The sequence below is a fragment of the Ruegeria sp. YTSA168 genome (genome assembly GCF_059610045.1).
Window position 1 is genome coordinate 17,873 of record NZ_JBXWMW010000006.1, and the last position, 13,042, is coordinate 30,914.

A 13,042-nucleotide genomic window follows, 5' to 3' on the forward strand; every position below is an offset into this window, starting at 1 on the left:
GGGACCTCCGGTTTTTTGCGCAAAATTCTGCCAATCGCCCTTTCGCCTGTGGCGAAACCTGCGTTAGTGTGTGTATGTCGGCAATCATCGGAATGCGCAACTTTCGTAAAGACGAACCGGCAGGGTTCGCGGGCATTCCGGTGGGTATGAGGTAAAAGGTCGAGCTAGGAGGCTGGACAAATGGGATCAATGCTCGTCCGCGTGATCGCGGGCCTGTGTGTGGCAGGGATGGCCACATCTGCAATCGCTCAACAAGCGACAAGCACAAATCGCGTAGCGGCAAAAACCGATTGGAGCGTTTTTGTCGAAGATGATCCTACCGAATGCTGGAGCGTTTCTGCCCCTAAGGAAACCGTGAACACGCGCGGCGGCCGCGTCGTTTCAGTTCGGCGCAGCGATATCCTGTTGTTCGTGTTCTATCGCCCCAATGCCGAGGTCAAAGGCCAGGTCACCTTTACCGGCGGCTACCCGTTCGCATCAGGCTCTACTGTGAACCTGAACGTGGATGGCAGTGAATTTGAGCTGTTCACTGAAGGCGAATGGGCTTGGCCGGCAACAGCCGCCGATGACGCCAAGATTGTCACGGCGTTGAAACGCGGGACCGAGGCGGTGTTGACCGCGCGCTCCGAACGCGGAACACAGACCAAGGACACGTTTTCGTTGCTGGGCTTTACAGCTGCCATCGAAGACGCCGAAACGCGCTGCACCAACTAAACTAAGGTGACGCTTACACGTGTAAGGCCCCGTCATCTGGCGGGGCTTTGTCGTTATGGCGACCCGTTCGTGCCTTTATGCGATTTCAGCTTTGAATTTGATCCGTATCAATGTCGCGGCCTTCAGAATCTGAACTAATCGGTTCAAGAGAAACGAAGGAGTGATAGATATGATGAACAAATCTCTGATCGCGCTGATGATGGTGTGTGGGGTTCTGTTGACGGCCTGTGAAAACAACGGAGAAACCTATCCGGTTACCGGTGAACAATGTGGCCCGGAAGATCCGGTGAAAAAGCTGGATGCGGCAGACTGCCTTGTTCCACCTTCAGGTGTCTGACACCGTACAGACCTCAACTGACTGGCCGCGGCGCTGATCCCCGCGGCCAGCTGCGTTTCCGGGCATTGCAGCGTGTTGGGTACGATTTCTTTTGATCTTTGCACGCGTTCCTATATAGAGGCGCATCCCAAGCCAGAATCTGCATAGATACGCCCTAGAAGGTACCAGCATGTCGCCCAAAGCGCCGATCACGCAAGACGTAATGACCATCCCCCGCAAGCTGCCTGAGGGGAAGGTGAATCTGGTTGGTTTGTCACGTGATCGTCTGCGTGAAGTCCTGATTGAGCATGGTACACCGGAAAAGCAGGCCAAGATGCGGACCGGCCAGATCTGGCAGTGGATCTACCAATGGGGCGTGCGGGACTTTGCCGAGATGACAAATCTGGCCAAAGCCTATCGCGCGCAACTGGCCGAAAACTTTGTCATCGAAATCCCCGAAGTCGTGACTCGTCAGGTTTCGGAAGATGGCACCCGCAAGTATCTGTGCCGCATCGCGGGCGGGCATGAGGTCGAGGTGGTCTATATCCCCGAAGAGGATCGCGGCACACTCTGCATCTCTTCCCAGGTGGGTTGTACGCTGACCTGTTCTTTCTGTCACACCGGCACGCAGAAACTGGTGCGAAACCTGACGGCGGCGGAAATCGTTGGTCAGGTGATGATGGCCCGTGATGATTTGGAGGAATGGCCAACTCCCGGTGCCCCCAAGGACGAAACGCGCCTGCTGTCGAACATTGTTCTGATGGGCATGGGCGAGCCGCTTTATAACTTCGAAAACGTCCGTGATGCGATGAAAATCGCGATGGATCCTGAAGGCATTTCCCTGTCGCGCCGCCGGATCACTCTGTCCACGTCTGGCGTTGTGCCCGAGATTGCGCGCACAGCCGATGAAATCGGCTGCCTGCTGGCGATCTCATTCCATGCCACCACGGATGAGACCCGCGACGTACTGGTCCCGATCAACAAGCGCTGGAATATCGAGGAACTGCTACAAGCACTCGCAAGCTACCCCAATGCTTCGAATTCTGAGCGGATCACGTTTGAATATGTGATGCTGGATGGCGTCAACGACAGTGACGAGGATGCGCATCGGCTGATCGAACATATCAAACGCCACAACATTCCGGCCAAGATCAACCTGATCCCATTCAACGAATGGCCCGGCGCGCCGTACAAGCGCAGTTCGAACAACCGTATCCGCGCCTTTGCGAATATCATCTATCAGGCGGGTTATGCCTCACCTATCCGCAAAACACGCGGAGAAGACATCATGGCCGCCTGTGGCCAGCTGAAATCGGCCACCGAACGCGTCCGCAAATCGCGCAAGCAGATTGAGGCCGAGGCTGGGTTGAACGACTAAGCCAGACTGCAAGCGCCTGTTTTCTGAACTCAAAATTTGCTATGTTTGTCCTGTTCGGTTCCGGTCGAGCTCACCTTTGCGCACAAGGCTGTGAGAGGAATGGGCTCGTTCGAGCCACAAGCTAAGTCTTTGGCAATGACCTGCGCGAGGACCGCAGGCAGGCGAATTGTTTTCGGATAGGCGAATACCATGAGTACGATTTTTCCAAGTATTTTTAGGATGATACTGGTCGCGTCATTCTCATTTTCTTTCCACACCGGAACCGCGAAAGCCGATGATCGCGATGCTCACATCACAATCGAGAATCCTGCTGAACTGAGCAAGGACGAGGCCGAGGAGATCTATCAATCTCTGGCTCGGCGTCTGGCACGTGGATATGCGGCGGCCCGTTTGGACCTGATCCGGAACTATCAAAGCTGGGCGCTGTTCAATGATGCGCCCTATGTCTCGGCGACGCACGGTCAACGATATGTGAACAGCTACGCCAATCGCATGGCTCACAATTACGGTGCCTTGCAGGACGGAGAGGTCTTGCCCGTGGGGTCGGTTCTGGCAAAGGACAGCATGACGGTCACCGATGAAGGCAAGATCTTTCCCGGCGCGATGTTCGTGATGGAAAAGCTGCCTGAGGGCGCGAACCCCGCAACGGCTGACTGGCGCTATATTATGGTGCTGCCCGACGGTTCGCTTTACGGCGATACGACCGGATCACGCGCCAATCAGGTTGCTTATTGCCATGAATGCCACGAACAAGTGGCTGAGCGCGATTACACCTTCTTCGTGCCCAAAGAGTATCAGGTCAAGGCTAGGTAGCGTTCAACTTATCCACGCTGGAACCGCGCCGTGCCGATCACTTCGATCACTTGTTGGCGGACGGGTTCAGGTTGTGCTTCGACAGCATTCAGAACCTCGCGCAGTTCGGCGCGCAACCCGTGCATCTGATCGATCAGTGAGATCATCATCGACAGGGCATCCGCCTCCATATCGTATTGCTCATGCAGTTCGCAGGCCAGTTCCAGACGGGCAACGTCGATGCTGTGATAGACCACGCCTTGTGCTGATTGCTCGGGAATCACAATCTCGGCGGCCAGATATTCGGTCAGGCGATCCGAGGTCAGCCGAGTGATGGTGGCGATCAATTCCTCTTCGGTCAGGGTCATGACGGCATTCCTTTGCGCGGGTCATAGCCGTGGCTTTGGCGCCAGGTTTCCATGAATTGCTTAAGCTCATCGTCGATCTGGTCGGGCAAGGCGACGGTAAGTTCGATCAGTTGATCCCCGCGTTCGGGTGAGCCACGTTTTTTGACGCCCTTGCCCCGCAGGCGCAGGGTCTTGCCGCTGCTGGTGCCTGCCGGTACGGTCACGTTGACACCTCCGTCGATCGTGGGCGCGCGGACTTTGCCGCCCAAAATGGCCTCATCAATGCTGATGGGCAGGGTGATGTGGATGTCGTTGCCCTGCCGGTCGAACACCGGATGGTCCGCCACCGAGATCGTAACCAACGCATCACCTGCCGGTCCCTCACCATAGCCCGGAGCGCCTTTGCCCCGCAGCCGGATGGTCTGGCCCGTGGTGATGCCCGCCGGTATCTTGACCTCGATCCGGTTGCCATCGGGCAGGGTCAGTTTCTGACTGGCCCCGAACACGGCATCCAGAAAGCTGATCTGCAGCGAGTAGTTCAGGTTGTGACCCGGCGCGTGGAATTCCTGTGTTTGCTGACCACCGAAACCGCCGCGACCGCGCATGAACTCGGCGAAGATGTCTGACATATCATCCGGGTCCGCCTGCCGCCCGCGATAAGGGTTTCCAGCAGCTTCAGCATAGTCACGATAATATTGCTGTTGCGGGCGTTCCTGGCCCGAAGCGTCAATCTCGCCATTGTCATAGCGGGCGCGGGTTTCGGGGTCTTTCAATAAGTCATACGCTGCTGCGGCGGCTTTGAACTTTGCCTCAGCCTCGGCATCTCCCGGTTTCAGGTCCGGGTGGCATTCCTTGGCGATGCGCCGATAGGCTTTCTTGATCTCGGCGGCACTGGCGTCTTTGGCGACGCCAAGGACGGAATAGGGATCGTCGCTCATCTCACCTCTCGCGGATGTGGGTCGGTCTAATCTTAAAGAATGTGTTTTAGCATGCGATTTCAACCGGCCGAAAGGAAGAGGCAACTGAATTGCTTCATAAAATCCGGCGGGTCTGGTAGTATCTATTTGATCGCAAATGTTCTTTGACGGAGGCCCCGAATGTCACGCAGATTCAAATCCGCTTTGGCCTTGCTGGCCGGGAACGCAATCGGGTTGATATTGGCAGTGCTGCTGCTGACCGGTTTTGCGATCAAGCCTTTGTCATTTGTGGTCGTGGTCATTGTCTTCACCGTTGTTCAAGTGATCGCAGAGCCGTTGATCCTGAAGATCGGAGAAAAGAAAGCGCCTGCACTCAAAGGCGGCATTGCCTTGATCGTGACTTTCGTGGGCCTGCTGGTGACCGAATGGATCACAGCCGGGCTAACCATCGGAGGGGTGGCAAATCTGTTGGCGGCAACGCTGCTGGTGTGGTTGGGCGCCTTGATCGGCAGCATTGTTCTGCCGATCTACGTGTTTCCCGAACTACGCGCGCCCAAGAACTAGCTAAAGCGCATTCAGGCTGGCCTCGATGGCTTGCCACAGTTCCTCAACCGGTTCACATCCAACGGATAGGCGGATGAAACCGGGGTCAACATCATCACCCCAGCGGGCGCGACGCTCGGCCGAGCTGTGAATGCCGCCAAAGGAAGTCGCAGGGCGCAACAAAGGGCAGCCGTTGATAAACGCTTCTGCCATATCCTCATTGTCCAGCGTCAGGGAAAGCAGAAACCCGAACCGTTTCGTCTGAGCCTGCGCAAGTGCGTGCGCCGGATCGCCAGGCAACCCCGGATAGCGCACCAGCCTGACTGCGGAATGGGCGGCCAGCCGTTCGGCCAGCACTTGCGCTGAACTGCACATGCGATCGTAGCGCACGTCCAGTGTTTCCAGCCCGCGATGCAGCAACCATGCCTCATGCGGGCCGGGGATCGCACCTGAGACGCGTCGCCATTCCTCGACCCGTTCCATGATCTGGTCATTGCGGCTGGCCACATGGCCCATCAGCAAATCCGAATGCCCGCCCAAGGCCTTGGTGTCGGAGGACACCACCACATCAATCCCCAGATCCAGCGGGCGCTGGCCCAGCGGAGTCAGGGTTGTGTTATCTGCAATTGTTACCCCTCCGGCGGCGCGCACCTGTTCAGCAACGGCGGCCAGATCGATCATATCCAGACCGGGATTCGACGGGCTTTCGACGAACACCACGTCAAACCCCTTAAAACCACCCTCCGCAAAGGACGTTGTTGCGCGTTCCTCTACCTCGACCCCGAGGCGCGAGAGGAACCGATCCGCCAGCAGGCGCGTGACATAGTACCCGTCCGACGGGATCAACAGGCGTGATCCGGCCTGAACCGTGGCAAACAACGCCGCTGAGATCGCCGCCATACCCGAAGGAAAGCTGAGGCACGGCGCGGCCTCAAGATGTGACAGCATATGTTCAAGTTGCACCCATGTCGGATTGTCGACGCGGCCATAAGTGGCCAGACCATCCGTTGCGCCCGGCAGGTGGTACATGCTGCTTTGGGTCAGCGGCAGGGCCACCGGTTCACCTTCGTTCAAGGAATTGCCACGCAGGTGCAGCATCTCTCCGATCTTGGGGGCCATGGCTCAGCGCCCCGGAATGGCGTCGCGGGGCGGGGCGGGTTCCCAGTTCTCGATGATATCAACCGCCTCTTGCGCGGTGTCGACAAAACGGAACAGGTCGAGGTCTTCGTCCGAAATCGTGCCCGCATCGGCCAGTGCCGCCCAGTTTATGACTTTCTCCCAGAACTCACGACCAAACAGCAGGAAGGGCACACGCTCCATCCGGCCTGTCTGGATCAAGGTCAGGGCTTCGAACAGTTCATCCATTGTGCCGAAACCACCGGGGAAAATGGTGATGGCGCGGGCGCGCATCAGGAAATGCATCTTGCGGATCGCGAAGTAATGGAAGTTGAAGCTAAGATCGGGTGTCACATACAGGTTAGGAGCCTGTTCGTGCGGCAGCACGATGTTCAACCCGATGGAGCAGCCATTTGCGTCTTGCGCGCCGCGATTCCCGGCCTCCATCACACCCGGCCCACCGCCGGTAACGATCACATTTTCACGCCCACCGGTTTCGTTGGATTTTTCGGTCATCAGCCGCGCGAATTCGCGGGCTTCATCGTAGTATTGAGATAGACTTGCCAGCGTTTCGGTCCTTGCTGTGTGCTTTTTCGACGGTTCCGGAATTCGCGCGCCGCCGAACATGACGATGGTCGAGGTGATCTGGCGCTCACTCATGATCATCTCGGGCTTGAGCAGCTCCAGTTGCAGACGCACCGGGCGCAGCTCATCCCGGCACAGGAATTCTTCGTCGGCAAAGGCAAGGCGATAGGCGGGCGAGCGGGTCTGCGGCGTATCCGGCACCTCGCGCGCGGTCGAGCGATCTGTTTGTGCGTCGCGGAACGGGCTGTGACGGTCTTCTCTCATGGGTGATCGATCCCTGCTTGCGTGTTTTTCAAACAGCTATAGGCTTCGCGGGCAGAGCGCCAGTCACGGAAAGACAAGAATGAATTGGAAGAGCGAAATATTAGCCGCCCAGCATCGCATTTCGGGCTATGCGCAGGTGACGCCGGTAATGACCAGCAAGATACCGGGCTATCCCATCGAACTGAAGCTGGAGCAGATGCAGCATACCGGCAGTTTCAAGGCGCGGGGGGCGTTCAATACCCTGATCAGTTCTGATGTTCCCGAGGCCGGAGTGGTGGCGGCTTCTGGTGGTAATCACGGCGCAGCGGCCGCCTATGCGGCGCAGGCGCTGGGCTACCCGGCCAAGATATTTGTGCCCGAGCTTGCGGGGCCGTCCAAGATCGCATTGATCAAGCAAACCGGTGCGGACCTGAGCGTTGTATCGGGCGAATACGCGAACGCGCTGACGGCCGCGCAGGCGCATGAACAGGCGACCGGCGCGATGCAAATCCATGCCTATGACGCACCCGCAACGGTGGCCGGGCAGGGGACGTGCTTTGCCGAGTGGGACGCTCAGGGGCTGAAAGCTGATACCGTTCTGGTCGCGGTTGGCGGGGGCGGCCTGATTGCGGGCGCGCTGGCGTGGTTTGACGGCGCGCGCAAGGTTGTGGCGGTCGAACCCGAAACCTCTTGCGCCTTGAATGCGGCGCTGAAGGTGGGTGAGCCGGTGGATGTGTCCGTGTCCGGCATCGCCGCGAACGCTTTGGGTGCGCGGCGAATTGGCCAGATTTGCTTTGACCTGGCACAGGGCGTGAGCTCGGTTCTGGTGAGTGACGAGGCCATTGCTGAGGCGCAGCAGATGCTATGGCAGGCACATCGCATTCTGGTGGAGCCGGCTGGGGCCGCAGCGTTGGCGGCGCTAACTTCGGGGGCCTATCAGCCCGAACCGGGTGAGCGTGTCGCCGTCCTGATCTGCGGTGGCAATATCGCGCCCGATCCGCTTGCCGGTTGATTGGTTGAGGCGCAGACGCAAACGGATCCGTGTTCGTCGCATTGCGCCATGAGGTTCACTTGCGTATAGGCCAAACCAACACGAACAGATTCTGTAGGGAGACGCCCAATGTCCAACGCGCAATTGGAAGCCGCCATCGAAGCCGCCTGGGAGGCGCGCGATACGATTACACCCGCCACCACGGGTGAGCAGCGCGAAGCCATCGAGGATACTCTGAACGCGCTGGACAGCGGGTCATTGCGGGTTGCTGAGAAGTTGGAAAGCGGCGACTGGCATGTGAACCAATGGGCGAAGAAAGCGGTCCTGCTGGGCTTTCGCATCAAGGACATGGAAATGCAGACCGGCGGCCCTCAAGGCGGTGGCTGGTGGGACAAGGTCGACAGCAAGTTCGCCGGTTGGGGCGACAACCAATGGAAATCTGCGGGGTTCCGTGCGGTGCCGAACTGTGTTGTCCGCAAATCTGCCTTCATCGCACCGGGCGTCGTCCTGATGCCGTCCTTCGTGAACCTGGGCGCCTATGTGGACGAAGGCACGATGGTTGACACCTGGGCCACCGTCGGATCCTGCGCGCAGATCGGCAAAAACGTGCACCTGTCCGGCGGCGTTGGTATCGGCGGCGTGTTGGAGCCGATGCAGGCGGGCCCGACCATTATCGAGGACAACTGCTTTATCGGCGCGCGTTCCGAAGTAGTCGAGGGCTGCATCGTGCGCGAAGGCTCGGTTCTGGGGATGGGCGTGTTCATCGGCAAGTCGACCAAGATTGTCGACCGTGAAACCGGCGAGGTCATGTATGGCGAAGTCCCGCCCTATTCAGTGGTTGTCGCCGGATCGATGCCATCAAAGAACAACGTGAACCTCTACTGCGCGGTGATCGTGAAACGCGTGGATGAAAAGACACGTTCGAAAACCGGGATCAATGAGTTGCTGCGCGACTGATCCAAACGTAGCGTGAATGGCAAAAGGCCGTGGATAGGCTCCGCGGCCTTTTTCGTAAGACCATCATGCTGCTATACCGGGCGCTGCCACACAGGAAGAGAACGACCCATGATCCCCATCGATATCGCCATCTTGTTCATGGGGGCCGCGATTGCGCTGGCCGCTGTTCCTGGGCCAGACAATATCTTTGTGATGACGCAATCGGCGCTTTATGGTCGGATGTCAGGGTTGGTTGTGACGCTGGGATTGGCCAGTGGGCTTATCGTGCATACCACTGCAGCGGCTTTGGGCGTGGCCGTAATCTTCCAAACTTCACAAACCGCCTTTGCAGCGCTGAAATACGCTGGTGCGGCCTATCTGGTCTATCTAGCGTGGAAGGCTTTCACTGCGGCAGGGTCTGCGCTTGACGGGGGCGATGCGCCGGAGATTCCGACGCACAAACTCTATCTGCGCGGGCTGATTATGAATATCGCCAATCCGAAGGTGACGATTTTCATGCTGGCCTTCCTGCCGCAATTTGTCGATCCGCTGAACGGCTCGCTGATCGGGCAGTTCTATCAACTTGGGGCGTTGATGTTCCTGGCGACGGTTGTGGTGTTCGGAGCCGTGGCCCTTGCAGCGGGTACGTTGGGTGGCTGGCTGAGGGGCTCGCCTTCGGTTCAGCTATGGATGAACCGCGTTTCGGGCGCGATCTTTGTTGCGCTGGCCCTCAAACTGGCCACGGCCGAGCGCTAGGGTCCTGACCCTAAGCTTGACCAATTCAGGCCGCAGGGCTAAGGCCCGTGGCATGGAAAAGCAGAAAAAGCCCTCGCGCCAGCAAGTCTATACCCTTCTTGTTCAGATCGGACGGAAGGATGGGGATGGTTTGCCCGACGGGGCAACAGGTGCGGCGTTGATCTGTTATGCCAGTGGCGTGGATGAGGCCGAGGCCGTACGCGAGACTGTGGCCATCCTGAAACAGGCGGATACGGCACCGCTGGATGTCACCGGTTACGGCACATTGGCTGAGCGTGAGGCACAGGGCCATGACATCGATCCCGACGAGCGTTCCCTGATGCAGCGGGCGGTGGACGAAAACGCGGTAATCGTGGCTCAGATGACCCCGTTTTTTGAAGACGAGACCTCAGCCTCTTAATTCTGCGATCCGAACCATTTGCGGTGTAGTTCGTCATAGGTCCCGTCCTCACGCAGCGACAGCAGCGCCTGATTGACCTCTTCCACGAGTGGCGAGCCAGTCGGGAAGGCAATGCCATAGTTTTCTCGCAGGAAGATGCTACCGGTCATCGTCGCGATCCTGCGCCCCTCGTGCGCTGCGAAGTAGGACAGGATAGGAGCGTCGAACACGACAGCGTCCAAATCTTCGGCCTTGAATGCCTCAAGCATTTGATCGAGCCCCGGATAGCCTGCGTATTCGATATCGCGCCGGTCCAGAAAGCTGGCCGCAGTTGAACCAGTAATGGTGCCAACATTCTTGCCATAGAGATCATTCACCGAGTTCACATTTCCAGTGATCGCGTCCACCGTCATGACACTGGTGATCCGGGCGGTGAAGACCGATACAATGAACAGCGAGGATACCACCAGCACCACGCCCAGAATGCGGCCAAATGGTGTGCGAGGCATCCGTTCTTCAAAACCACCATTCACGACCAGATTCAGCGCCCACCAGAAGGATGGGAACCATGCCTCGTTCAGCTTGCGGTCGAAATAGGGCTGGGCGCGCCGTTCGAACCCCCACATCAACATGCCGCCGCCAAGCAGGATGGCGAAGGCCAGCCCAATGGCGATGAACAATTCGGTGGATAGTAATGCCTGCAACAGCGACGGTCTGCGCACCGCGTCCGATGGCACCATGATCTGCAAGCCCGCCTCGAAAATCGGCTGGCTAAAATCCATCTGCGTTTCGCGCGAGGCCGTGATCGAGATATTGGCGATGGCCAAATCGGCCGATCCGTCCTCGACCGCGCCCAGCATCTCGGCAAAGGAATCCACGCGCTGGACAGAGTATTCCCATCCCAAAGCCTCAGAAAGAGCCCCCAGCAGGTCCATCGAGAATCCGGTTTCGGCACCGTCCTCAACATAGGAAAACGGCGGGCGTGTCACGGTCGTGACATTTAGCGTCTGTGCCAGGCTTTGCTGTGCGAGAACGGCGAAAGTCAGGCTGATCAATGCGTAGAATGCGCGCTTCATGGTCAAGTCACCCGTTTCGCGGCCCTGTAACGCGAATGTATATGCATGGGCAAGGTGGCCGCAGAGTAAATCGGCATGTTTTATTGCGCTCTCAGACTGATACATCGCTTGTTCAGTGCGATAATTTTTGTGGATTGGCCTTGGCAATCCTGCCAATTCGTTGAATCTGTGCACGAACCTGAACACATGACCAACAGCGAGGCCCACATATGACCGATGCAGTTCAACTGACGGCAGACCTGATCCGTTGCCCATCGGTCACACCTGATGAAGGCGGAGCGCTTGTCCTGCTGCAGAATATCCTAACGGAGGCAGGGTTCGAATGTACCCGCGTGGATCGCGGTGGCATCAGTAACCTGTTCGCCCGTTGGGGTGCCAAGGGGCACGCGCGGACGTTTGGCTTCAACGGCCATACGGATGTAGTGCCTGTGGGGGATCAGGCGGCCTGGACCAAACCGCCCTTCGGGGCCGAGGTTCATGACGGTGTGATGTATGGGCGCGGCGCGACGGATATGAAATCGGGCGTTGCCGCCTTTTCAGCTGCGGCGATTGATTTCGTGCGCGACACGCCACCCAACGGGGCGATTATCCTGACCATTACGGGCGACGAAGAAGCTGACGCGTTGGATGGTACCACCGCCCTGCTTGATCATATGGATCAGGCTGGCGAAAAGATGAGCGTGTGTCTGGTTGGCGAACCCACTTGCCCGAACCGGATGGGCGAGGTGATGAAAATCGGCCGGCGTGGGTCAATGACTGCATGGTTCACAGTGACGGGGGTTCAGGGGCATTCCGCCTATCCGCATCGGGCCAGGAACCCATTACCAGCCATGGTGCGGCTTATGGATCGGCTGGCCAGTCATGAACTGGACCAAGGCACCGATCACTTCGATGCGTCTACGCTCGCCGTTGTCACAATCGACACCGGCAATCCCGCGACAAATGTCATCCCCGCGCAATGCAGCGGCACCGTCAATATCCGCTTCAACGACACGCATACCGGTGCAGGTCTAAGCGACTGGCTCAAGGCTGAAGCGGCGCGCGTGGCTGAAGAGTACGGCGTTGAGGTGGATACCAAAATCAAAATCTCGGGCGAAAGCTTTTTGACCCCGCCAGGCGCACTGTCCGATTTGGTGGCGCAGGCGGTTGAGGCCGAAACGGGCGTGCGACCCGAACTGTCGACAACCGGTGGCACTTCGGATGCGCGGTTTGTCAAAAACCATTGCCCGGTGGTCGAGTTCGGGCTTGTCGGTCGTACCATGCATCAGGTCGATGAATGTGTCGAGGTGGCCCAGATCGAGCAGTTGAAGGCGATTTATACGCGTATTCTGACGGACTATTTTGCCTGACCGATGCAGCGCACTCTGGTCATCATGGTCAAAGAGCCGCGTCCGGGTCGCGTCAAAACTCGACTGGGGCGCGATATCGGCATGGTTGGTGCGGCGTGGTGGTTTCGCCATCAGACGCGCTCTCTGATCCGTCGGCTGCGCGATCCGCGTTGGCAGATTGTGTTGGCGGTTTCCCCCGACGCCGAAGGGCTGACCAGTCGCATCTGGCCCGCCGATCTGCCACGTGCCGCGCAGGGGAGGGGCGATCTCGGTGACCGTATGGGGCGGATGCTGCGCGGGATGCCAAATGGGCCGGTTTGCCTGATTGGGGCGGATATTCCGGGCATCGCGCGCTGTCATATCTCGGACGCGTTCAAGGCATTGGGTCGTTCGCAAATGGTGTTCGGCCCGGCCCCGGATGGCGGCTATTGGCTGGTCGGTGCGCAACGCTATGGCGCGTTGCCGGTGGGCTTGTTTCGGGATGTGCGCTGGTCGACAGAACATGCGCTAGCCGACACGTTAGCGTCAGTTCCCGGCTGTCGTGTCGCCTTGTTGGACGAACTGCGCGACGTGGATACCGTCGCTGATTTGCACGGCTGAGCCAAAGGGGCACTTTTTGGTCATG

At 58.4% G+C, this 13,042-nt stretch carries 16 protein-coding genes; 11 read left to right on the top strand and 5 right to left on the bottom strand.

Annotated features, from left to right (window positions below; all coding sequences use genetic code 11):
* Positions 1–180: 180 nt before the first annotated feature.
* The 4 genes from AC2FFE_RS12555 (at position 181) to AC2FFE_RS12570 (ending at position 3,221) form a co-directional block, all read left to right on the top strand.
* Complete coding sequence (locus AC2FFE_RS12555; RefSeq protein WP_496819580.1) at positions 181–714, top strand: invasion associated locus B family protein; 534 nt, start codon at positions 181–183, stop codon at positions 712–714.
* A gap of 169 nt (positions 715–883) precedes the next feature.
* Positions 884–1,051, top strand: a complete 168-nt coding sequence (locus tag AC2FFE_RS12560) for a hypothetical protein (RefSeq protein WP_496846784.1) — start codon at positions 884–886, stop codon at positions 1,049–1,051.
* Between the two features lie 169 nt (positions 1,052–1,220).
* Positions 1,221–2,408 carry a dual-specificity RNA methyltransferase RlmN gene (gene rlmN, locus AC2FFE_RS12565; protein ID WP_496846785.1) on the top strand — a complete coding sequence of 396 codons (1,188 nt, stop codon included), beginning with the start codon at positions 1,221–1,223 and terminating at the stop codon, positions 2,406–2,408.
* Positions 2,409–2,597: 189 nt separating this feature from the next.
* On the top strand, positions 2,598–3,221 hold the full coding sequence (locus AC2FFE_RS12570) for a cytochrome P460 family protein (RefSeq protein WP_496846786.1): 624 nt from the start codon (positions 2,598–2,600) through the stop codon (positions 3,219–3,221).
* Positions 3,222–3,229: 8 nt separating this feature from the next.
* Here the strand turns inward: AC2FFE_RS12570 and AC2FFE_RS12575 are convergent, their stop codons facing one another.
* Positions 3,230–3,568 carry a hypothetical protein gene (locus tag AC2FFE_RS12575; protein WP_480500669.1) on the bottom strand — a complete coding sequence of 113 codons (339 nt, stop codon included), beginning with the start codon at positions 3,566–3,568 and terminating at the stop codon, positions 3,230–3,232.
* Entirely contained in the window at positions 3,565–4,485 is a 921-nt protein-coding gene (locus tag AC2FFE_RS12580; RefSeq protein ID WP_496846787.1) for a DnaJ C-terminal domain-containing protein, read from the bottom strand. The genes AC2FFE_RS12575 and AC2FFE_RS12580 overlap by 4 nt, the downstream gene beginning before the upstream one ends.
* 159 nt (positions 4,486–4,644) lie before the next feature.
* On the opposite strand from AC2FFE_RS12580, the gene AC2FFE_RS12585 reads away from it, so the two are divergent.
* Complete coding sequence (locus AC2FFE_RS12585) at positions 4,645–5,028, top strand: hypothetical protein (protein ID WP_496846788.1); 384 nt, start codon at positions 4,645–4,647, stop codon at positions 5,026–5,028.
* Here AC2FFE_RS12585 and AC2FFE_RS12590 read toward each other — a convergent pair whose 3' ends face one another.
* Positions 5,029–6,126, bottom strand: coding sequence for a cystathionine gamma-lyase (locus tag AC2FFE_RS12590; RefSeq protein WP_496846789.1), 1,098 nt, complete (start codon positions 6,124–6,126; stop codon positions 5,029–5,031).
* A gap of 3 nt (positions 6,127–6,129) precedes the next feature.
* A complete protein-coding gene (locus tag AC2FFE_RS12595; protein ID WP_496846790.1) occupies positions 6,130–6,972 on the bottom strand; it encodes an LOG family protein in 843 nt (280 codons plus the stop codon).
* Between the two features lie 79 nt (positions 6,973–7,051).
* On the opposite strand from AC2FFE_RS12595, the gene AC2FFE_RS12600 reads away from it, so the two are divergent.
* The 4 genes from AC2FFE_RS12600 (at position 7,052) to AC2FFE_RS12615 (ending at position 10,034) form a co-directional block, all read left to right on the top strand.
* Positions 7,052–7,963, top strand: coding sequence for a threonine/serine dehydratase (locus tag AC2FFE_RS12600; RefSeq protein ID WP_496819588.1), 912 nt, complete (start codon positions 7,052–7,054; stop codon positions 7,961–7,963).
* A 108-nt stretch (positions 7,964–8,071) separates the two neighbouring features.
* Complete coding sequence (dapD, locus tag AC2FFE_RS12605; protein WP_496819589.1) at positions 8,072–8,899, top strand: 2,3,4,5-tetrahydropyridine-2,6-dicarboxylate N-succinyltransferase; 828 nt, start codon at positions 8,072–8,074, stop codon at positions 8,897–8,899.
* A gap of 108 nt (positions 8,900–9,007) precedes the next feature.
* The gene (locus AC2FFE_RS12610; RefSeq protein ID WP_496819590.1) at positions 9,008–9,634 is read left to right on the top strand and encodes a LysE family translocator; all 627 of its coding nucleotides are present in this window, start codon (positions 9,008–9,010) and stop codon (positions 9,632–9,634) included.
* Positions 9,635–9,686: 52 nt separating this feature from the next.
* The gene (locus AC2FFE_RS12615) at positions 9,687–10,034 is read left to right on the top strand and encodes a DUF8846 family protein (protein ID WP_496846791.1); all 348 of its coding nucleotides are present in this window, start codon (positions 9,687–9,689) and stop codon (positions 10,032–10,034) included.
* Here AC2FFE_RS12615 and AC2FFE_RS12620 read toward each other — a convergent pair.
* A complete protein-coding gene (locus tag AC2FFE_RS12620) occupies positions 10,031–11,089 on the bottom strand; it encodes a transporter substrate-binding domain-containing protein (protein ID WP_496819592.1) in 1,059 nt (352 codons plus the stop codon). The two genes, AC2FFE_RS12615 and AC2FFE_RS12620, sit on opposite strands and share 4 nt — an antisense overlap.
* A gap of 209 nt (positions 11,090–11,298) precedes the next feature.
* Here AC2FFE_RS12620 and dapE point away from each other — a divergent pair, with 209 nt between their 5' ends.
* Together dapE and AC2FFE_RS12630 are read left to right on the top strand one after the other, a co-directional pair.
* Positions 11,299–12,438 carry a succinyl-diaminopimelate desuccinylase gene (gene dapE / locus AC2FFE_RS12625; RefSeq protein ID WP_496819593.1) on the top strand — a complete coding sequence of 380 codons (1,140 nt, stop codon included), beginning with the start codon at positions 11,299–11,301 and terminating at the stop codon, positions 12,436–12,438.
* Positions 12,439–12,441: 3 nt separating this feature from the next.
* The gene (locus AC2FFE_RS12630) at positions 12,442–13,017 is read left to right on the top strand and encodes a TIGR04282 family arsenosugar biosynthesis glycosyltransferase (RefSeq protein WP_496819594.1); all 576 of its coding nucleotides are present in this window, start codon (positions 12,442–12,444) and stop codon (positions 13,015–13,017) included.
* Positions 13,018–13,042 lie beyond the last annotated feature (25 nt).